This is a genomic window from Methyloceanibacter sp. (genome assembly GCF_041573655.1).
GTDB lineage: Bacteria > Pseudomonadota > Alphaproteobacteria > Rhizobiales > Methyloligellaceae > Methyloceanibacter.
This window is the reverse complement of sequence record NZ_JBFFQD010000009.1, coordinates 1-19437: the sequence shown is the minus strand read 5'-3', so window position 1 is coordinate 19437 and position 19437 is coordinate 1. Positions and strand designations below refer to the sequence as shown.

14 protein-coding genes and 2 tRNA genes are annotated in these 19437 nt (G+C 63.9%); 5 read left to right on the top strand and 11 right to left on the bottom strand.

The genetic code is table 11. The features are described 5' to 3' along the window. Window positions 1-157 precede the first annotated feature (157 nt). The 5 genes from ABY454_RS03680 to ABY454_RS03660 all read right to left on the bottom strand — a co-directional run bounded on the left by ABY454_RS03680 (window position 158) and on the right by ABY454_RS03660 (window position 7179). The gene (locus ABY454_RS03680) at window positions 158-997 is read right to left on the bottom strand and encodes a ScpA family protein (protein ID WP_372928821.1); all 840 of its coding nucleotides are present in this window, start codon (window positions 995-997) and stop codon (window positions 158-160) included. After that, window positions 994-2043 (bottom strand): beta-N-acetylhexosaminidase, encoded by a 1050-nt coding sequence (nagZ, locus tag ABY454_RS03675; protein WP_372928820.1) that lies wholly within the window; start codon window positions 2041-2043, stop codon window positions 994-996. Before nagZ ends, ABY454_RS03680 begins: the two co-directional genes overlap by 4 nt. Before the next feature lie 47 nt (window positions 2044-2090). Beyond that, the gene (locus ABY454_RS03670) at window positions 2091-3941 is read right to left on the bottom strand and encodes an SPOR domain-containing protein (RefSeq protein ID WP_372928819.1); all 1851 of its coding nucleotides are present in this window, start codon (window positions 3939-3941) and stop codon (window positions 2091-2093) included. A 185-nt stretch (window positions 3942-4126) separates the two neighbouring features. Beyond that, entirely contained in the window at window positions 4127-5884 is a 1758-nt protein-coding gene (gene argS / locus ABY454_RS03665; protein ID WP_372928818.1) for an arginine--tRNA ligase, read from the bottom strand. 80 nt (window positions 5885-5964) lie between these two features. After that, window positions 5965-7179 carry a deoxyguanosinetriphosphate triphosphohydrolase gene (locus ABY454_RS03660; RefSeq protein ID WP_372928878.1) on the bottom strand — a complete coding sequence of 405 codons (1215 nt, stop codon included), beginning with the start codon at window positions 7177-7179 and terminating at the stop codon, window positions 5965-5967. A 73-nt stretch (window positions 7180-7252) separates the two neighbouring features. Here ABY454_RS03660 and erpA point away from each other — a divergent pair, with 73 nt between their 5' ends. Beyond that, complete coding sequence (gene erpA, locus ABY454_RS03655; RefSeq protein WP_372928817.1) at window positions 7253-7585, top strand: iron-sulfur cluster insertion protein ErpA; 333 nt, start codon at window positions 7253-7255, stop codon at window positions 7583-7585. Window positions 7586-7659: 74 nt separating this feature from the next. After that, window positions 7660-8439: an exodeoxyribonuclease III gene (gene xth, locus ABY454_RS03650; RefSeq protein ID WP_372928816.1), complete on the top strand. Its 780-nt coding sequence runs from the start codon at window positions 7660-7662 to the stop codon at window positions 8437-8439. 13 nt (window positions 8440-8452) lie between these two features. On the opposite strand, the gene ABY454_RS03645 is transcribed toward xth, so the two are convergent. The 5 genes from ABY454_RS03645 to ABY454_RS03625 all read right to left on the bottom strand — a co-directional run bounded on the left by ABY454_RS03645 (window position 8453) and on the right by ABY454_RS03625 (window position 17022). Further along, window positions 8453-9412, bottom strand: coding sequence for a tetratricopeptide repeat protein (locus ABY454_RS03645; protein WP_372928815.1), 960 nt, complete (start codon window positions 9410-9412; stop codon window positions 8453-8455). Beyond that, a complete protein-coding gene (ilvD, locus tag ABY454_RS03640; protein WP_372928814.1) occupies window positions 9399-11123 on the bottom strand; it encodes a dihydroxy-acid dehydratase in 1725 nt (574 codons plus the stop codon). The genes ABY454_RS03645 and ilvD overlap by 14 nt, the downstream gene beginning before the upstream one ends. A 266-nt stretch (window positions 11124-11389) precedes the next feature. Then, window positions 11390-14125 (bottom strand): valine--tRNA ligase, encoded by a 2736-nt coding sequence (locus tag ABY454_RS03635; RefSeq protein WP_372928813.1) that lies wholly within the window; start codon window positions 14123-14125, stop codon window positions 11390-11392. A gap of 75 nt (window positions 14126-14200) precedes the next feature. Next, on the bottom strand, window positions 14201-15394 hold the full coding sequence (locus tag ABY454_RS03630) for a DUF2497 domain-containing protein (RefSeq protein WP_372928812.1): 1194 nt from the start codon (window positions 15392-15394) through the stop codon (window positions 14201-14203). A 161-nt stretch (window positions 15395-15555) separates the two neighbouring features. After that, window positions 15556-17022, bottom strand: coding sequence for a TolC family outer membrane protein (locus ABY454_RS03625; RefSeq protein WP_372928811.1), 1467 nt, complete (start codon window positions 17020-17022; stop codon window positions 15556-15558). A gap of 344 nt (window positions 17023-17366) precedes the next feature. Here ABY454_RS03625 and ABY454_RS03620 point away from each other — a divergent pair. After that, a tRNA-Cys gene (locus tag ABY454_RS03620) sits at window positions 17367-17440 on the top strand. Between the two features lie 24 nt (window positions 17441-17464). Here the strand turns inward: ABY454_RS03620 and ABY454_RS03615 are convergent. Further along, window positions 17465-17737 carry a hypothetical protein gene (locus tag ABY454_RS03615; RefSeq protein WP_372928810.1) on the bottom strand — a complete coding sequence of 91 codons (273 nt, stop codon included), beginning with the start codon at window positions 17735-17737 and terminating at the stop codon, window positions 17465-17467. 185 nt (window positions 17738-17922) lie between these two features. Here ABY454_RS03615 and ABY454_RS03610 point away from each other — a divergent pair. Both ABY454_RS03610 and ABY454_RS03605 read left to right on the top strand, forming a co-directional pair. Further along, a tRNA-Asn gene (locus ABY454_RS03610) sits at window positions 17923-17998 on the top strand. Between the two features lie 969 nt (window positions 17999-18967). Beyond that, the gene (locus tag ABY454_RS03605; protein WP_372928809.1) at window positions 18968-19141 is read left to right on the top strand and encodes a hypothetical protein; all 174 of its coding nucleotides are present in this window, start codon (window positions 18968-18970) and stop codon (window positions 19139-19141) included. Window positions 19142-19437: the final 296 nt, after the last annotated feature.

The window sequence follows — 19437 nt, the reverse complement described above, 5'->3', positions numbered from 1 at the left end:
CATCTGCCTCGCGCCTATCTCGAGCAAGCTTCGATGGCAAAATTTTGGGTTTCGGCATGATATGCCCCTCGCGTATCGGCCAGTAACGCGCCTGCCAGGTACCGGTGGCCTCATTCCTCCACTGACTGCACTCGATTCAACGCAAATCCAACTCAACTCAACCCGCTTCGCCGCGACGGCGAACCAGGAGCGGTCCAAACGACTTCGACTGGCGGATCTCAAGGGTGCCTTCGCGTGTCATCTCCAAGCTCGCGGTGAAGCTCGACGCCAGCGCGGTGCGCCGGACCTCCGGGTCCACCAAGAACTCCAGAAGCAGCTGATCGAGCGGCGCCCACTCGCAGGCGACACCGAGGAGCCGCTCCAGTTCGTCGCGCGCCTCCTTAAGCGACCATACGGAGCGCTTCTCCATGTGCAGCGTGTGCGTCGCCGTGCGCTGCCGCTGCTGGGAATACGCTTTCAAGAGATCGTAGACATTCGCCTCATAAACGCTGGTCTTGGTGACGCGGATGGGTTCCGGCAGCCCCCGCCCGAAAACATCACGGCCAAGGCGCTTGCGCGTCATCAGCTGAGCTGCCGCATCGCGCATGGCATCAAGGCGCTTCAGCCTAAAGGCCAAGAGCGCGGCAAGCTCTTCACCGGTCGGCTCGCCCTCCTCCGACGGTTCAGCCGGAAGCAGGAGCTTCGACTTCAAGAAGGCCAGCCACGCGGCCATGACGAGATAATCGGCGGCGATCTCCAAGCGCAGGCGTCGAGCCTCTCCGATGAAGTCGAGATATTGCTGCGCCAGCGCCAGCACGGAAATCTTGGAGAGGTCGACCTTCTGGGTTCGCGCCATCGTCAAAAGGAGATCCAGCGGGCCTTCGAACCCCTCAACGTCGACCCGAAGCTGATCGCCGTCCTCGATGCGCTCGGCCTCCTGTTCCCAGTCGGAAACAATGTCGGAAGCGCCAGGGCCTTGCGGCTCCTCTGCTGTCACTGGTGTGTCTTCGCCGCTCATGCCTGCACCGTCGGGTCTGGACCAAGACTCGCCACGCGGGTTCCGGCAGCCTCGGTCACCAGCGCCAAAGCTTCTGCCTCGTCGAAAGGCTCAGGGTCGTGCAGAGCCGCCCTCGCCGCCTCGAAGCGTTCCGCAGGCTTCCCTTCCAAAAGGGGTGCTGCGCCGGCGACGTCGGTCATCTCCGCGAACTTGCCGGAGCAGTGGAGCACCACATCGCAGCCGCCCGCGATCACCGCGCGCGTGCGGTCCGCGTACGAGCCCTCAAGGGCCTCCATGCCGATGTCGTCACTCATGATGAGTCCGGTCAATCCCATCTGATCTCGAATCACTTTCCCCATTATAGCGGGGGAGAGGGTCGCAGGGTGGCACTCGTCGCAAACAGGCAGCAAAACGTGCGCGGTCATCGCCAGGGGCGCATCGTGCAGCGCTCGAAACGGCTTGAAATCCACCTGCTCGAGCTCTTCCTTGGACGCATCGATCCGCGGCAGCGATTTGTGGCTATCCGCTAGGGCGCGACCGTGGCCAGGCACGTGCTTGATGACCGGCAGAACGCCGCCTGCGAGCGTGCCGTCCATAACCGCCCGCCCCAAGGCGCTCACCACTTCAGGATCTGTGGAGAACGCCCGGTCGCCGATGATGTCGTGGGCGCCTTCTTGGGGCACGTCGATGCACGGGGTGCAGTTCACGTTGATGCCGAGGTCGGTCAGTTCAGCCGCGATCAGCCTGGCGCCTGCGAACGCGGCACGCTTGGCCGCTTCCGGATCGGACGCATAGAGGTCCCCAAATACCCGGGCCGGCGGCATGGCCCGCCAATGCGGCGGACGAAGCCGCTGCACGCGGCCACCTTCTTGGTCGATGAGGATCAGCACCTCGTCGCTGCCGACCGCAGCCTTGAAGTCGGCGACAAGCGCTTGGACCTGTCCGGGGCTCTGAACGTTCCTGGCGAACAGGATGAGGCCGCAAGGCCGCTCGCGTCCGAAGAGCTCAGTCTCCGCAGGCGTCAGCGCGGTGCTCGCGCATCCCGAGATGAAAGCTTTGAAAGTCACGTTGCGGGGCTAGCCCCGCCGCGCGCGGCGGTCAAGCGTTCCGTGGCCTATTGCGCCATTACCAGACAGTCGGCGTGCCCTTTCGCCTTCAGCTGACCGCAAAGCTTGTAGGCCGCGGACTTGTCGGCCAGAGGCCCGACCTGAAGCCGATACCAAGTGCCCTTGGCGCCGAGATCGGTCTTGCGAACGACGGGCTGATGGCTGCTCAACAGGCTCGGATATTTCTGCTGGGCATCGGCGAAGTTCGCCAGCGCATCGGTCTGGCTCTTGCTGGAGCCGAGCTGCACGACATATTTGGAGTCGGCTGCGGGAGCCGCTGGTGCTGCGGCTGGCGCCGGGTTGGCAGTGGCCACCTGCTGCGGCGCAGCCTGTGGCGCCGGCACCGGCATCATGTTGGCCGCCTGACCCGCCGCTTGGGCGGCAGCGCCGTTCGCGGCCTGGGTTGCTGCTCCGGTGGCGTTCTGAGCCATCTGGGCCGCCTGGCCGGCAGCGTCCTGGGCGGTTTGTGTCGCCGCACCGGCCGCGCCTGTAACGGCGCCTGCAGCCGCTGCGGCAGCTTCGACGGAGCCGTCAGGACGGACGACGAAAGTATTGACCTTGCGCGCACCATCCGCCGCGGCCTGGGCCTGGTTGGCGAGATCGGTGGTGGCAACGGGCGTCGGCAAACTGTGGGTCGCGGTTGCCGGCGGCAGGGCCGGTACCGCCACGTCTTCCTGGCGGGGCACGAGACGCTCGGACCCGGGTTGATCGCCATTGGTCAGACGATCGTAGATCAGTTTGTTTTTGTGAGGAAATTCCTTGCCGCCCGGCTGGTCGGGGGCTTCCTTCACCGGCGTCGCGTCGGCCGTGATCATCGGCGCCTCGCCGCTCCCGCCGCTCTGCTTGTAGGCGTAGGCCAGAGCACCGCCGAGCGCGATCGCTCCAAGCAGTGCGCTTGCGACCATGACGGCGCTGCGGCCTTTCAGCGAACTCTTCAACTTGGAGCCCTTACCCGCCGGCGCGGCAGCAAGCTGGCTCTCATCCATAAAATCGGCATCGCTCCCGGCCTCGGCGTAGTCCTGCGGCGGGGGCGCCATGCCCTGCTGGCCACCCAGCGGGATTTGCGGGGGCTGGTCGTAGGCGGGGTCAAGGGCCTGAAGTGCACGTCCAGGCTCGCCAGGCGCAGCCTGAGGGGCTTGCGGCGCTGGGTGTTGCTGCGGGTAGTCTTGGGGCGGATATCCCGGATGCTGCTGCATGGGCGCCTGAGCAGCACCTTGCGCGGCCGGGTCGTAGGGCGACGCGCCATATGCCATCTCGCCGCCGCCAAGCGCTGGGTCCGCGCCGGCCGCCGCAGGTGTCTCCGGGAAGCTCGCCTCCGGGAAACCGGCATCAACCGGCTCGGGGAAGGCCGCATCGAGGCCAGCGTCCGCAGCCGGGTTCGGCGCGGCGAAATCGGCCTCCGGGGGGCTCGCTTCGGGGCTCTTGAAGTCTCCGAAGATCGAGTCGGGAAAATTCGGATCGGCGTCGCTCAGGTCCGGCAGCTCTTGGCCGCTCGGCGCCGCGGCGGGGCTGGGCGCCGTGTAGGCCTGCGGCTGGGCCGCCGGCTGTCCACCGAAGGCTTGCGGTTGAGGCTGTTGGGGCTGGTAGGCCGCAGGCTGGGGCGGCATGGCCTGAGGTGCAGGCTGGGCCGGCACAGGCTGAGCGGCTGTGGGCTGAACGGGAGCGGGCTGCTGGGCTTGCGCCGGAGCAGGCTGCTGGGGCCGCGCCGTCTGGGGCGGATAGGGCGCCTGCGGATCGGCTTGGGGCGCCTCTCCGGGCGCGCGCGTCACCGGCTGATAGGTCGGCATCTGGGCGAATTTCGGACCACCGCCGGCACCGAAAATGTTTGGCTGACCTGGCCGCCCCGCTCCTTGAACCATGAAAGATACCTCACTCTTTTCGATGTTGGCCGCGCTCGCGTCCCAGGATTACCCGGCGCAGGCGGCGGCGTGCCTGTTGATCAAATCTGATGCAAATTTTGCGGATCGGCCAGCCCAGCGGCCGAACCCACTCTCGCGCGTGGACATGGCTTAAGTCCCTCGAACTACCCCCTGCCCCAGGCCGGCTAATGCAACTCGTTCATGGCATGAACGCCGAGTATTCCCAAACCCAACGCCAGGACACGCTTTGTGGCGGCCACAAGCGCAACACGAGCACGTGTTAACTCTCGGTCACTCTCGTAAATAAAACGTAATTGTGGCAAGTCTTTGCCTCTGTTCCAAAGACCATGGAAGTCTCCAGCAAGATCGTAAAGATAGAAACTGAGCCGATGTGGCTCATGTGCTTGCGCTGCACCCTCAACAATACGAGGAAATTGAGCCAGACGACGGATCAAGGCGATCTCCCCGTCGTCATTCAACTGATTTAGGTCGGCCTGCACCAACACATCCTCCGCTACACTGAGGTCCGCAAATGTCTCAGCAACATTACGCAGAACCGAACTCGCCCGGGCGTGGGCGTACTGAACATAGAAGACCGGATTGTCCCGCGACTGCTCGGTGACCTTGGCGAAGTCGAAATCAAGCGGCGCGTCGTTCTTCCGGTACAGCATCATGAAGCGAACGGGCCCTGCACCCACTTCCTCCACGACGTCCCGGAGCGTTACGAATGTCCCGGCACGCTTGGACATTTTGACGGGCTCACCAGACCGAAACAAGCGGACCAGCTGGCATACCTTAACGTCGAGATCGGCCTTGCCGACCGTCAGCGCGGACAGGGCGGCGCGCAGGCGCTTGATATGGCCCGCATGGTCGGCGCCCCAGACGTCGATCATGGAGTGAAAACCGCGTCTGAACTTGTCGTAGTGATAGGCGATATCGGAGGCAAAATACGTGTATGAGCCATCCGACTTGACGAGCGGCCGGTCCTGGTCGTCGCCGAAGTCGCTGGCGCGGAACAGGAGCTGCTCGCGGTCCTCCCAGGCCTCGTCCACCTTGCCCTTGGGCGGAGGCAAACGGCCCTCGTAGATCAGGCCTTTGGCTCTCAGGTCGTCGATGGTCTCGGCGACCTCGTCCTTGCCGTCGGTGAGCGAGCGTTCCGAGAAGAAGACGTCGTGCTTGATACCGAGCTGGCTCAGATCGTCCGCGATCATGGCCAGCATGGCCTTCAGCGCGGCGGCCTTCACCAGCGGCAGCCACTCAGCCTCCGGCATGTCGAGCAGATCCCGGCCGTGATTGCCGGCAAGCTGCTCGCCGACCGGCTTCAGGTAGTCGCCGGGATAGAGCCCCTCTGGGATCGCGCCGATGTCCTCGCCGAGCGCCTCGCGGTAGCGGAGAAACGCGGACTGCGCGAGCACGTCGACCTGCGCGCCGGCATCGTTGACATAGTACTCACGGGTGACGTCGTAGCTGGCGTAGTCGAGGAGATTAGCCAGCGCATCGCCGAACACGGCGCCCCGGCAGTGACCCACATGCATGGGACCCGTCGGGTTGGCGGACACATACTCCACATTCACGGCTTGCCCCTTGCCGATGGCGCTTCGGCCAAACGCATCACCCTGCTCCAGCACCATACGCAACACGCTCGGCCAAAACGCACGGGCGAGTGTCAGGTTGATGAATCCGGGTCCGGCGATCTCCACCTTCTCCACATACGGATCGGAGGCGATCAGAGGAACGATCCGTTCGGCGAGCGCGCGGGGCGCGAGCTTCGCGGGCTTGGCCAGCACCATGGCGGCGTTGGTGGCGAGGTCCCCATGGCCGGAGTCCTTGGGCGTCTCGAGCGAAATGCCGTCGACGCTCGCGTCCTGCGGCACGACGCCGTCATGCTTGAGCTGCTGGACGGCCGCCAGAACGTGGCCGTGAAACCCTGTGAAAACGTCCATGGATGCTCCGGGAAACTTTTTCGCGCATGATCTTATCGGAAAACCGGTGCCCACTTCTCCGGATCATGCGTGGCGCGCGACTATCGCAAATCCGGGGTGGCGTCAAACAGACGCCGGTGCTCCACCAGCGCATAGCGGTCGGTCATACCGGCGATGAAGTCCGCCACATAGCGGGCGTATTGGCGCGTCCCCAGCGGCGGCGCCTCGGCGCGCCATTCCGGCGGCAGAGCATCGACCGTCTCCGTGTAGCGCTCGAACAGGTCCGCGATGACGGTCTCCGCATCGTCCATGATGCGCACGACCCGCGCGTGGCGGTACACCCGGGCGAAGAGAAACTTCCGCAAGTCGTCGAGGCGGCCCAGCATCTCATCAGAGAACGCGATGAGCGTACGTCCGGCCTGGCGCACGTCGTCGGCGCTTTCGGGACGGAGCGTGGCAAGCCGCGCGCGCGCTTCGGCGATGGCATCGTTGACCATCGCGGTGATCAGCCGCCGTGTCACCTCGTAGAGGCGCCTTAGGTCGTCCAGGTCCGGATAGGCCGCGTCGACTTCGGCAAGAAGGCTCGCAGTCATCGGCACTTCGGCAAGCTCGGCGAAGGTGAAGCAGTTCGCGCGATAGCCATCTTCGAGATCGTGCGCATTGTAGGCGATGTCGTCGGAGAGCGCGGCGATTTGCGCTTCGAGCGATGCGTAGGTATCGAGTTCCAGGTCATGGGTCGCGCAATAGTCCAGCACGGGCTCCGGGACCGGCGTCTCGTGCCCCTCAAGCGGCCCGTTGTGCTTCACCAAACCTTCCAGCGTCTCCCAGGTGAGATTGAGTCCGTCGAAGGCGCCGTATTTCCTTTCGAACCTCGTGACGACACGCAAGGACTGAGCGTTGTGATCGAAGCCGCCTGCGTCCGTCATTGCGGCATCGAGCGCGCGCTCGCCCGCATGGCCGAAGGGCGAATGGCCGAGATCGTGCGCGAGCGCGACGGTCTCGGTGAGATCTTCGTCGACCCGCAGCGACCGCGCGATGGAGCGGGCGATCTGCGCCACTTCGAGACTGTGGGTGAGACGCGACCGGTAATGGTCGCCCTCGTGATAGACGAAGACCTGGGTCTTGTAGTTCAGCCGGCGGAAGGCGCTCGAATGCAGAATCCGGTCGCGGTCGCGCGCATAGGCCGTGCGCGTCGGGCTCGGCGGCTCGGCGATCAAGCGCCCGCGGCTCACCCGCGCGTCCACGGCATAGGGCGCAAGGGGGCCCCTCCCCGTTGGGGCGCTGACGTCTGGCTCAGGCTTTGCGGGCTGGCTGATTGACAACTCCCTTGGCCATTCTCATCTTTAGTGTATCAAACACTTGGCTGAACAGAACTTGGCTATACCGAAGATGAGCGACCCGTCCATCACCATAAGCACCCGCGCCGCCAAGCGCATCGTCGAGCTCGTCAGCGAAGACGACGCCGCGCGCCTGTTTCGCGTCAGCGTCGAGGGTGGCGGCTGCTCGGGATTTCAGTACCGCTTTGAGCTGGTGAAGGACACCGCGCCCGACGATATCGTTATCGAGCGCGACGGCGCCACGGTCGCCATCGATCCCGTCTCCGCAGGTTTCGTGAAGGGATCGGAAATCGACTTCGTCGACGAGCTGATCGGTGCTCAGTTCAAGATCCACAATCCGAACGCCACCGCGGCTTGCGGCTGTGGCACCAGCTTCTCGATCTAGCGCGCGATTTGGACTATGTCCCGTCCTTGCCGGGTCTTCGCCTCGGCGTGACGACTTGCTATGCATGAGTCCCCATGAAGATCGCCTCCTGGAACATCAACGGCGTCAAGGCGCGCATCGAGACCGCGGTGACGTGGCTGAAAGCCGCCGCCCCCGATGTCGTCTGCCTGCAAGAGATCAAATCCTTGGACGAGGCTTTTCCGGCCGAGAGGTTCGAGGAGCTCGGCTATAACGTCGCGACCCACGGCCAGAAGGGCTTCAACGGCGTGGCCTTGCTGTCCAAGCTGCCCTTCGACGATGTGAGCCCGGGGCTCGCCGGCGATCCAGACGACACCCAGGCGCGCTATCTGGAAGCCGTGATCTCGGTGCCGTCCGGCGTCGTGCGGGTGGTGAACATCTATCTACCGAACGGCAATGGCTCGCCAGAGAAGTTTGCTTACAAGCTGGCGTGGATGCGCCGCCTGCAAGCGCGGGTGATGACGCTTCTCACTTACGAGGAGCCGTTCGTCGTCGCGGGCGACTTCAACGTCATCCCCGCGCCGGAGGATGTCTACAATCCGGAAGCCTGGATGGACGATGCGCTGTTCCGCCCCGAGACGCGGGCGCGGTTCCGGGCGCTGGTCAATCTGGGCCTGACCGAAGCGTTCCGAGCCTGCCACGACGAGCCCCACCAATTCACCTTTTGGGACTATCAGGCCGGCGCGTGGCAGAAGAACCACGGACTGCGCATCGACCACTTCTTGCTGTCACCGCAAGCCGCCGACCGCTTGCAGTCATGCGAGGTCGATCCCGAGCCGAGAGGCTGGGAGAAGCCGTCCGATCACGTGCCGATTGTTGTGGAGCTTTCGCTTTAAGCCGCCTGCGCGACTATTGCGGAACACCGAGCCCGTCACCCGAGGCCCCGAAGCCAACGGACAGGCCCATGGCAGCCGGCGGCGTCAGGTCAACCGGACCAAGCTGCGGCTCCTTGGAGGCGGTCAGCTTCGGGTCGGATTTGACGGGTTTGGTCATAGCGCGGGCCGTGGCGCGATTGGGACCGCCAAGTTGCGGCAGCAAGGCCATCGCTCGCTTGCGCGTCCCGCTGTCGGCCTCGGCCAAGGTCTCTTTGTACAGTTGTCGGATCTGCTCCGGCTCGCCGCCCTTCGCCTTGGCGTTCTCCTCGGCAAGCATCAGAAGCGCAAGTCCCCGCGCCGGCCGCTGGCTGACGCCATCGCCCCGCCACAACATCTCACCTAGAAGGGCTTGCGCGCCGGGGTGCTGCTTCCGCGCCGCCATGGCCAGCCAATTGGCGGCGATGGTCGAGTTCTTCTCCACGCCCGCGCCGGTGCGGTAGAGACAGCCGAGCTGATACTGCGCCTCGGCGTCGCCGAAATAGGCACTGGCATGCCGGAACAAGCCGGCAGCGTAAACCGGATCGGGGTGCAGCGGCATCGCTTCAATACCGCTTACGTAATACTTGCCGAGCGCCGCGAACGACTCGCCGACATATTTGGCGATCGGGCTCGACGGCGGGATATCGGCATATTGGTCGGCGATCTTCTGGAAGTGGAAGAACGCCTTCGTGTCGTCCTTCGGCACGTCACGGCCTGCGGCGTAGAGACGTGCGAGCTTGAGCTGAGCCCCGAGCACGCCGCGCCCGGCGGCATATTCGAGCGCCGCAACGGCCGCTGTCATCTCGCCGGACTTCATCGCGCTCACGCCCTGGCGATAGGCTTGCGTCGCGGACTCGTAAAGCGGTGGCTCGTCGGCCGCGCCGATCCCGGCGGGCGTCAGGACAATGACGGCGGCCAACGCGCTGCCAATGGTGGAGGCGCTAAACATCGGCATAGCACGACCCCTCCGCAGCACCGCCCGGGTGGGTCACTGCGCCCGTCCGGGCCGCCCCAACCTCGTTGGCGTATTTCCACAGATAGCCGCTTTGGAACGACGTCGGCGGTGCCGTCCAGTCCTTCGCGCGCGCGGCGAGTTCGTCTTCGCTGACCTCAAGGTCGATGACGCCGTCTTCGGCATCGAGCACGATCATGTCGCCGTCGCGCACCAGCGCAATGGGACCGCACACGGCCGCCTCCGGCCCCACATGGCCAACGCAGAAACCGCGCGTGGCGCCTGAAAAGCGTCCGTCGGTGATGAGCGCAACCTTGTCGCCCATGCCTTGGCCGTATAGCGCCGCGGTGGTCGACAGCATCTCCCGCATGCCCGGACCGCCCTTCGGCCCTTCATAGCGGATGATGATGACATCGCCCTCGTCATACTTTTTGGCGCTGACGGCGGCGAACGCCTCTTCCTCGCTGTCGAAGCAGCGGGCGGGTCCGCGGAACTTCAAGTTGTTCAATCCGGCCACCTTCACGATCGCGCCGTCCGGCGCGAGCGTCCCCTGCAATCCCACGACGCCACCGGTGGGCGTCAGCGGGTTGTCAGCAGAACGCACAACGTCCTGGTCCGGGTTCCACGCAACCTTGGAAAGATTTTCCGCGATCGAGCGGCCCGTGACCGTCAGGCAGTCGCCGTGCATATAACCGTGGTCGAGTAGCGTCTTCATGAGGAGCGGCACGCCACCAGCTTCGAACATATCCTTGGCGACATAACGGCCACCCGGTTTCAGGTCCGCGATATACGGCGTCTTCTTGAAGATTTCCGCCACATCGAACAGATCGAAGTCGATACCGCATTCATGGGCGATGGCCGGCAGATGCAGCGCCGCGTTGGTCGAGCCGCCCGAGGCCGCGACCACAGCGGCCGCGTTCTCCAAGGATTTGCGGCTGATGATGTCGCGCGGACGGATGTTCAGCGCGATCAAGTCCATGATCTTCTCGCCCGCCATCATGCAAAACTGGTCGCGGATTTCGTAAGGCGCGGGCGCGCCGGCCGAGTATGGCAGTGCAAGGCCGATAGCCTCCGACACCGTCGCCATGGTGTTCGCGGTGAACTGCGCGCCGCATGCACCGGCCGAGGGGCACGCCACGTGCTCCAACTCCTCGAGGTCCTCCGGGGACATCTTGCCGACGGAGTACTGCCCGACGGCTTCGAACAGGTCCTGCACCGTGACGGGACGGCCCTTGTAAGTGCCGGGCAGGATCGAGCCGCCATAGATGAAGATCGACGGGACGTTGAGCCGGCACATGGCCATCATCATGCCTGGCAGAGACTTGTCGCAGCCGGCGAGCCCGACCAACGCGTCGTAGCAATGGCCGCGCATGGTGAGCTCGACACTGTCGGCGATGACCTCGCGCGAGGGCAGCGAGGACTTCATGCCCTGGTGGCCCATGGCGATGCCGTCGGTGACGGTGATGGTGCAGAATTCGCGAGGTGTGCCGTCCTTGGCTGCAACGCCCTGCTTGACGGCCTGGGCCTGGCGCATCAGGGCGATGTTGCAGGGCGCGGCCTCGTTCCAGCAGGTGGCGACGCCAACGAAGGGCTGATGAATTTGGCCGCGCGTCAGCCCCATCGCGTAGTAGTACGAGCGATGTGGGGCGCGGGACGGCCCCTCCGTCACATGCCTGCTCGGCAAGCGGGATTTATCGAACGTCTTTGCGTCCATGTACCAATACTGGGCTGGAGCTGAATGAGCCGCCGGTCGTCCGCCGCTCTACACCCCAGCCGGTCGCTCCCTGGCCCTGCCCCCTCGCTTTTGCGCTACGCGAGTGTCTGATGAGCCATAATCCTCGAACTGCAGAGGATGTCCCAAAGTTTTATGGCGCAAACGAGGCGCAAATACCTCAGTCTGTTGCAATTTAGCTACATTTTCGAGGATTCAGGGCAACGGTTGCTTGGTGGGAACTTTGCCGCCGTCCGGTGAAGACGCCCTTAAAGCGCGGCTTCGAGCCGCTTTAGCGCCTGCGCCAGCTTGGCCGCGGTGGCTTCCGCTTCGGACTTGCGGACGCGTTGCTCCTCGACCACATGTTCGGGCGCCCGGGAGACAAATTTCTCGTTGGCGAGCCTCGCATCCAGCTGGGCGATCTCAGACCCCACTTTGTCGATCTCGCGTTTTAGGCGCTCCGACTCCGCGCCGATGTCGATCACTCCTTCGAGGGGCATGGCGAGCGTCGCCTCGTCCAGCACCATCTGGACCGAGCCGGACGGGGGCGCATCGGTAAAGTCGATGGTCTTGATGCGGGCGAGCCGCTTGAGCGTCTCCTCGTGAGCGGCGACCTGCGCCTTGGTCTTGTCCGTAGCGCCGGCGATCACCAGCGGCACCTTGGCACCGGCCGGAACGTTCATCTCGGCGCGCACGGAGCGCACCTCGGTAACGAAGCGGATGACCCAATCCATCTCCGCGTCCGCCTTGGCATTCTGGAGTCCCAAATGAGTGGGCCACTCGGTGAGCATTAGCAGCGTCTCGCGGCGCGTCCCTTCGGGCGCACGCTTCTCCCACAGCTCCTCGGTGACGAAGGGCATGAAGGGATGCAGGAGCTGGAGCGCGCGGTCGAGCACGTACGCCGCCATGGCGCGGGTCTCGGCCTTCGCCACCTCGTCCTCGCCCATGAGGATCGGCTTGATCAGTTCGAGATACCAGTCGCAGTAGATGTGCCAAATGAAGTGGTAGATGGCGGCGGCCGCATCGTTGAAGCGGAAGGCCTCGAGTGCTTCGGTCACGGCCGCGGTCGTACGCTCGACCTCGCCCGCGATCCAGCGGTTGACGGTGACTTGCGCGCTTGTGGGATCGAAATCGGCCTGGGGCACGCAATCGTTCATCATGGCGAAGCGCGATGCGTTCCAGAGCTTCGTCGCGAAGTTGCGGTAGCCTTCGACGCGGTTGCCGGAGAGCTTGATGTCGCGCCCTTGCGCGGCCATGGCGGCGAGCGTGAAGCGCAGCGCATCGGCGCCATAGCTGTCGATCAGCTCCAGGGGATCGATGACGTTCCCCTTCGACTTCGACATCTTCTGGCCCTTCTCGTCGCGGACCAGCGCGTGGATGTAGATGTCGCGGAACGGCACCTCGTCCATGAAGTGCAGCCCCATCATCATCATGCGGGCGATCCAGAAGAAGATGATGTCGAAGCCCGTGACGAGCACGTCGGTTGGGTAATAGCGGGCAAGTTCCGGCGTCTTGTCCGGCCAGCCGAGGGTAGAGAATGGCCACAGCGCCGAGGAGAACCAGGTGTCGAGCACGTCCTCGTCGCGCTTCAGCGTCGCGTCCTTGCCGTAATGCGCCTTGGCGGCCGCTTTGGCATCCGCTTCAGTCTCAGCGACGAATATCTCGCCGTCGGGCCCATACCAAGCAGGGATCTGATGCCCCCACCAGAGCTGGCGGGAGATGCACCATGGCTGGATGTTCTCCATCCAGTGGAAGTAGGTGGACTCCCAATTCTTCGGCACGAAGGTCGTGCGCCCGCGCCTGACCGCGTCGATGGCGGGCTTGGCCAGTGTCGCGGCGTCGACATACCACTGATCGGTGAGATAAGGCTCGATGACCGCGCCGGAGCGGTCGCCATGGGGCACGGCGAGGACGTGGGGCTCGGTCTTTTCGAGCAAGCCCTCGTCCTCCAGACGATCGACGATCATCTTGCGCGCGGCGAAGCGGAACACGCCGTTCAATTCCAGAATCGTTGCATGGAGTTGCGGCGTCATCTCAACCCCGTCCGTGAATTCGGAGTTGGCTTGTAGCTGGAGCCGCGCGTCCTTGCTGAGAACGTTGATCATCGGCAGGCCGTGGCGCTTGCCGACCTCGAAGTCATTGAAGTCGTGCGCAGGTGTGATCTTCACCGCGCCCGAGCCCTTCTCCGGATCGGAGTACTCGTCGGCGACGATCGGGATGCGGCGGCCGACAATCGGCAGAATGACGTTCTTGCCGACGAGGTCCTTGTAACGCTCATCGTCCGGATGCACGGCGACGGCCGTGTCGCCGAGCATGGTCTCCGGCCGCGTGGTGGCGACGACGATAAAGGTCGAGGGGTCCCCCGCGTCAAAGGTCTTCCCCTCGATCGGGTAACGCAGATGCCATAGATGCCCGTTGGTCTCGACCTGCTCGACCTCAAGGTCCGAGATGGCGGTGAGCAACTCCGGGTCCCAGTTGACGAGGCGCTTGTCCTTGTAGATTAGCCCGGCGCGATGCAACTCGACGAAGACCTTGCGGACGGCCTTCGACAGCCCCTCGTCCATGGTGAAGCGCAACCGCGACCAATCGCAGGAGCAGCCCAGCCGCTTCAGCTGGCCGACGATGGTGTTGCCGGACTCTTCTTTCCACTGCCAGATGCGCTTGATGAACTTCTCGCGGCCGAGGCTGCGCCGGTTCGGCTCCTGACGCTCCATCAATTGCCGCTCGACGACCATCTGCGTGGCGATGCCCGCGTGGTCGGTGCCCGGCTGCCACAACACGTCGCGGCCGCGCATGCGCTCGAAGCGGACGATCACGTCTTGCAGGGTGTTGTTGAGCGCGTGCCCCATATGGAGCGAGCCGGTGACGTTCGGCGGCGGGATCACGATGGCAAAGGGCTTTGCGCCCTCGCGATCGCCACGGCCGGCAGCAAAAGCGCGCGCACTTTCCCAGGCGCGGTAGATGGCGCCTTCGAAATTCTGCGGTTGATAGGTCTTATCGAGCATGAACGCGGACAGTTGGGCGAAAAGGGTCGCCGCGCGTCCTACGCTCTCGGCTTCCGCGCTGTCAACTTTTCGGGCCTAGTCTTGCGGGCGGCGCAGCGTCTCCGGATCGAAGCCTTCGCGGATCAGGCGCTCCATGTTGTCGTCAAGCCATTGACGAAGCATGGGACGCAGCATGTCCTTGACGCTGTCTTCCATGGTTTTGCCTTCGATGTCGTGATGCACTTCAGCGCCGTTGACCTGGGCCGTGACCGGCTCCGGCTCTGGCGAGAGTACGGACTCGGCTTCGGGCACCGGCTCTTCGGCTTGCGCTTGCTCTGGCCAGAATGGGCCCTTCACCTCCGGCTCGCCCACGGCTTCCACGACCGTTTCCTCGATTACCGTCAATTCGGCATCCGCCAGGACGAGCTCCTCAGGTGCCTCATCGAGCATCGGCGCAACCGGCGCCTCGTCGGGCTGGCTTTCGAAGTCCACATCGCCCGGCACCTCAAGGCTGGCGTCCAGCTCAGGATGCGTCTCCGCTTCCACCTCCGGCGAGGGCATCGGGATCGCCATCGGCACCGGCTCGGGCTCTGAACCGGCTTCCGGCGCGGCCTCGGCCGCCTCCATCGAATCCGCCTGCGGCGTCGTCTGGAATTCAAAGGGCTCTGCCTGCGGCGTGGTGGAGGCCGGTGGCTGTCCGGCCCTGAGCGCCGCAATGGCACGCTCCAGCGCGGAGGCCGCTTCCTCGCCTGCCGCCTGCGCCGGCTCGTGCTGCACGGCTTCCGGTGCGGTCTGCGGGACCTCCGGTGCGGCTTCAACGGCTTCCATCGCAGTTGGCTGCAAAATCTCTGGTTCGTCCGGGGTCAAGGTCAGCTCCGGCTCTGGCGCGGACTGCTCTGCCACTGGCGGGGCAGGAACCGCCTCCTCGACGAACTCGATCTCCTCAAGTTCCAAGACCTCGACCACTTCGGCTGCCTCAGGAACTGCGGCAACTTCCGCGGCCGGCTCATCGTCCTCGACGATCTCCAGGCCGCCAAGCTCCGCGGCAAGGTCGAGAATTTCCTCTTCCTCATTGGCAGGGGCTTGGTCGCTGTCGCCGCTTAGGACACGTGCAATATCGTCGATGATCTGGTTGTCGGCCTCCCCCTCAAGACTCTCGTCCTCGGCTTGCGCCTTGGGGGCCGCGTCTTGCGCGGTTGCCTGACCGGCCTCGTCGTCCGTGATGATCCGACGGATAGAGGAAAGAATCTCCTCCATAGTCGGTTCAGGAGCGCGCTCGGTGCTGCTCATAACTTGATCCCTTGCCGCCTTTTAACAACTGACATCACACCCTGCGAGTGTACACCAGGGTACCCTCACTCTCTCGATAACTTAACACGATGTTAAGAGCCAAGTCTCGGCCTGGCTGGGAGAAAAGGCCCAATGGTTAATGCATAAGGTCCCGCAATGGTTCAATTATCAGCCGCCGGCGGGGCTGGCGGCCGCAGGCCGAACCATTTGTTCTTGACGATCTCATAGTGCTCGAGCGGATCGTAATAAGGCACTGACAGGCCCAGCGTTTGGGCATCCATGCGGCCCACCGCGGCGTAGAGCGAGTATTCAGCGACGACCCGGTCGCGCAGGGCCGAGACCAGGCCAATCTGCGAATTCAACAGCTCCCGCTGGGCGTCCAGCACGTCGAGCGTGGTCCGCTGGCCCACCTTCTCGTCCTCGCGGACGCCCGTCAGCGCGATCTTGTTGGCGGAGACGGCGGATTCCGCGGATCTGATGGTCGGACCGGACGATTGCAGGATGCCCCAATTGGCGATGACATCCGCATGGACCCGAAGCCGGGCGTCCTCGACTTCACGCTTCAGCTGATTGTTGGTCTCCTTGGCCTGGCGCACCCGGGCCGAGACACCACCGCCCTGATAGAATGGCACGTTCAGCCGTCCCGTGACCGTCGTCGTCTCTATTTCCTGAATGAACGAGCTTTGATTGAACCGCTTCTCGTACTGGGCTTCCAGCGAAACCTCGGGAAGGAGCTCGCCCATGATCTGCTCCACGGCGTAGAGAGACGCCTCCTCGTTGTAGACGGCGGTCAGAATGACGGGGTTCTCGCCATCGCCAAGTGTCATGGCCTGGTCCAGCGAGTGCGGCAGCAAATGGCGGATCGACGGGGGCGTCTGGAGATCGCCAGGAGGGTGACCGATGACTTGCTCATAAGCGGCGCGGCTGGTTTTCAGGTTGGCTTGCGCCACGCTCAATGTCGCGACCGCCTCGGACCGGCGCGCTTCGGCTTGTGCCACGTCGGTCCGGGTCACCTCACCGACCTCAAAGCGGTCGCGCGTCGCCCTTAGCTGCTCGGATAGTACGCGCACATCGTTTTCACGCAGGCGCACAACGGCCTTATCGCGCACGACGTTGACATAGGCGGTGGCGGCGTCGAGCAACACGGTCTGCTCCACGCCGCGCAAGGCCTCACGTTGTGCCTGCACTTCCGCCTTGGCTTGGCGAACGGCATTGAGGTTCTGAAAGCCCTCGAACAACGGCTGCTGCAGTTGCACGGCGTAACCGCGCGGATGATTTACCCCGTCGCTCGCGAGCCCGCCGGCGCCAAACGCGAGCGCGGAGGGCGAGCTGGTGTTGCTGTTCTGATTGGTGTAGCTGGTGTCGGCCGAGCCGCTGACGAACGGACGCAGGCCGGATTTGGCGACGGCCACTTGCTCGTCGATCGCCCGGAGGCGTGCCCGCTCGGCGTTCAGAACCGGATTGAGCAGGTAGGCGTCGGACAAGGCCTGCTCTAGCGTTTCCGCATGAACCGCCGGTCCGAAAGACGCGAGCGCGGCACTCGCCAAACCCGCAACGGACCATGCACGCAAGCGCCGCGAGAAATCCGCGCAGCAAAACCGTTCGCGCCTGCCCTTACTACAAAGCACTGCCCGTCTCCCGCAGTCAGTTGCGCCCCCGCCCCTGCTGCTTATCTAAAGCATAGAGCACCCCGGGCGGGCTCGGATAGCCATGAACCCCTGCCAAGAGCCGGATTTGGCAAAAATCTCAAGGCACTGTGGGATCGGCGCAACAGTGCCGACCCGGACTATTGACAGCTAGAAGGCGAAATACGGCGCGGGCGCATCGTCCCTCCAGCGCCAGCTGGCCATCTGGCACGTCCGGCACGCCGCCCCAGGCATGCTCCGTATGCATATTAATCTCACACGGCGAACGCATATTGACAGGAGACACTAGACAGAAGCTAGTTTCGCGCTAGAAATCCAGCCCGGTTGGCCACGTGGCGGAGTGGTGACGCAGCGGACTGCAAATCCGTATACCCCGGTTCGATTCCGGGCGTGGCCTCCAACCTTCCCTGCATGCTGTTCTAGATCAGGTCTTGGGCCCGTTCGCCTGGTCGGCGCCGCGGGCGTCCGCTCGTTCCTTCCAGCGGTGCCACCAGACCGTGGCCTGGCGGCGCCAGCGGCGCACGGCGGGCAGATCGACCGAGAGCACGAGGAAGCCGAGCGGGATCATCCAGAACCCGAGCACGGGCAGAAAGCCGAGCAGCCCGCCGCCGACCAGCATGGTGCCGAGCCCTATGCGCATGGGCTTCGACTTTGGGAGGTGCCAGTGGCTGTTGAAGAGACGGAACTTGTGGGCCATCGAAGACTCCAGCGCGCGGCCCTGATCGGGCCTTTCAGGGTGGATGCGGGAGATAGGGGCTGGAACGAGCCCCTACAAGCCGGTGCAATTTCTCGCACCTTCTCAAGCGCAAAGTTCTGGAAAGCCTTGGCGCCTTTTGCTATCTACGCGGTCTGCGCGGCTGACAACGATAGTCGGCGCACTGGTCCCCGGTAGCTCAGTTGGTAGAGCAAGCGGCTGTTAACCGCTGGGTCGCTGGTTCGAGTCCGGCCCGGGGAGCCATGCAATATCAGACACTTAATCTCATAAATCCGGGTCGCCAGATAGTCCGCTGAAATCTTCAAGGCTACGATGAGGCTACAACCCTAGGGGCGCGGGCGGCGCAACATACCGCACCTACGAGACACTTGAACCGGCGGCGGGCGGTACACACTTACAATTCATTGCCCCCATCCCTGTGTGGGCATTCGCGGGAGCGCCATTAGTGCTTCGTAGTCTGTGATCGCGTCACGCTCCTGCTTCTCCCCTCCCCCCGTGCGGGGCTTCTCTTTATATAGTGGCGCTCACATCTCAAAGCGGCGGCCCGAGGTTGTAGGCAAGCGATTACGGGCTGGCGGTAGGTGCTTCCGATACTTAAATAAAGTCTAGCGCGCCAGTCGAGGACAGGAACCCATCGAAAAAAGGCGCGCCAAAAGGTTCAAGTAACCCAAAGACGCTCAGCGAAAGGGCCACGGCAGCGAATGTCGGGGCCCTTTGTTCATTCCCCAAGAGCTAAGCTGATTGCCGTAAGACTACGGCGCGTGACCGCAGGCTGCCCAGCCTTCGCTGCGGCGCAGGATTGACAGCCGGTGGCATTTGGAGTGGACTATCACTTCGCCTCGCCTTCGGGTGAGGCTTGATCGCCCAGAGATGGGACGATCAGGAGGGGGCGGCCTTCGGGCTGCCCCTACCTGTATTTGGCTTCATCTAGCTTTACCTGGCTTCCTTAAGCGGCTCGCTCTCGCGGTAGCCGTGAACTTTTGGCATTGTGACCCTTGCGGGGGGAGCCAATGAGGGAGGCTCCCATGACATCATCACGCCGATTTCCGGCTCCCTGGTCGGTCGAGCAGATGCCGGGCGGCTACAAGGTTCTCGACGCTAACGGACAGGCGCTGGCGCATGTCTATGCGCGGGAGACAAAGCAGCAGGCTGAGATAGCCAAGGCGCTGACGGTCGATGAGGCCCGGCGCATTGCTGAGGAAAGGGAAAGCCATGAGCGAGATGAGCAGCTCACAACGTATCGAGAAAGCCCTACTGGACGGCGATGGCGACGCCTATGACAGCGAGGCTTCGCACCGCTTCTGGACTGGCATGTACTTGTTTATTGGCTGGGTCGCAGCCTGGTGGATCGGCCTGGGGATCATTGTCTGGGCTTTGTCCGTCTGACGGAGACCGACGTAGCGGTGAATGTTGTTAAGCTGCCGGGGCTGTTGGGGTCGGCTGACTAGAGCCTACCAGTCACCGGTCTTCGGACGGTCGATTGGCAAGGAATAGCCACAGGAGCAATGCGGTCCATGCAATAGCAACCAGCATGGTGACGTACCAGGGCTGTAACGTGCTGTGCAGGACGTAGAAGATGCCAAAGCCTCCAATAAGGTACACGGTTACCAAGCTGAAAAGTGTCATGTACCGCTCCTCTGCGTGCACTGTGCAGAACGTTAGCGGAGACACCATCGAAACTG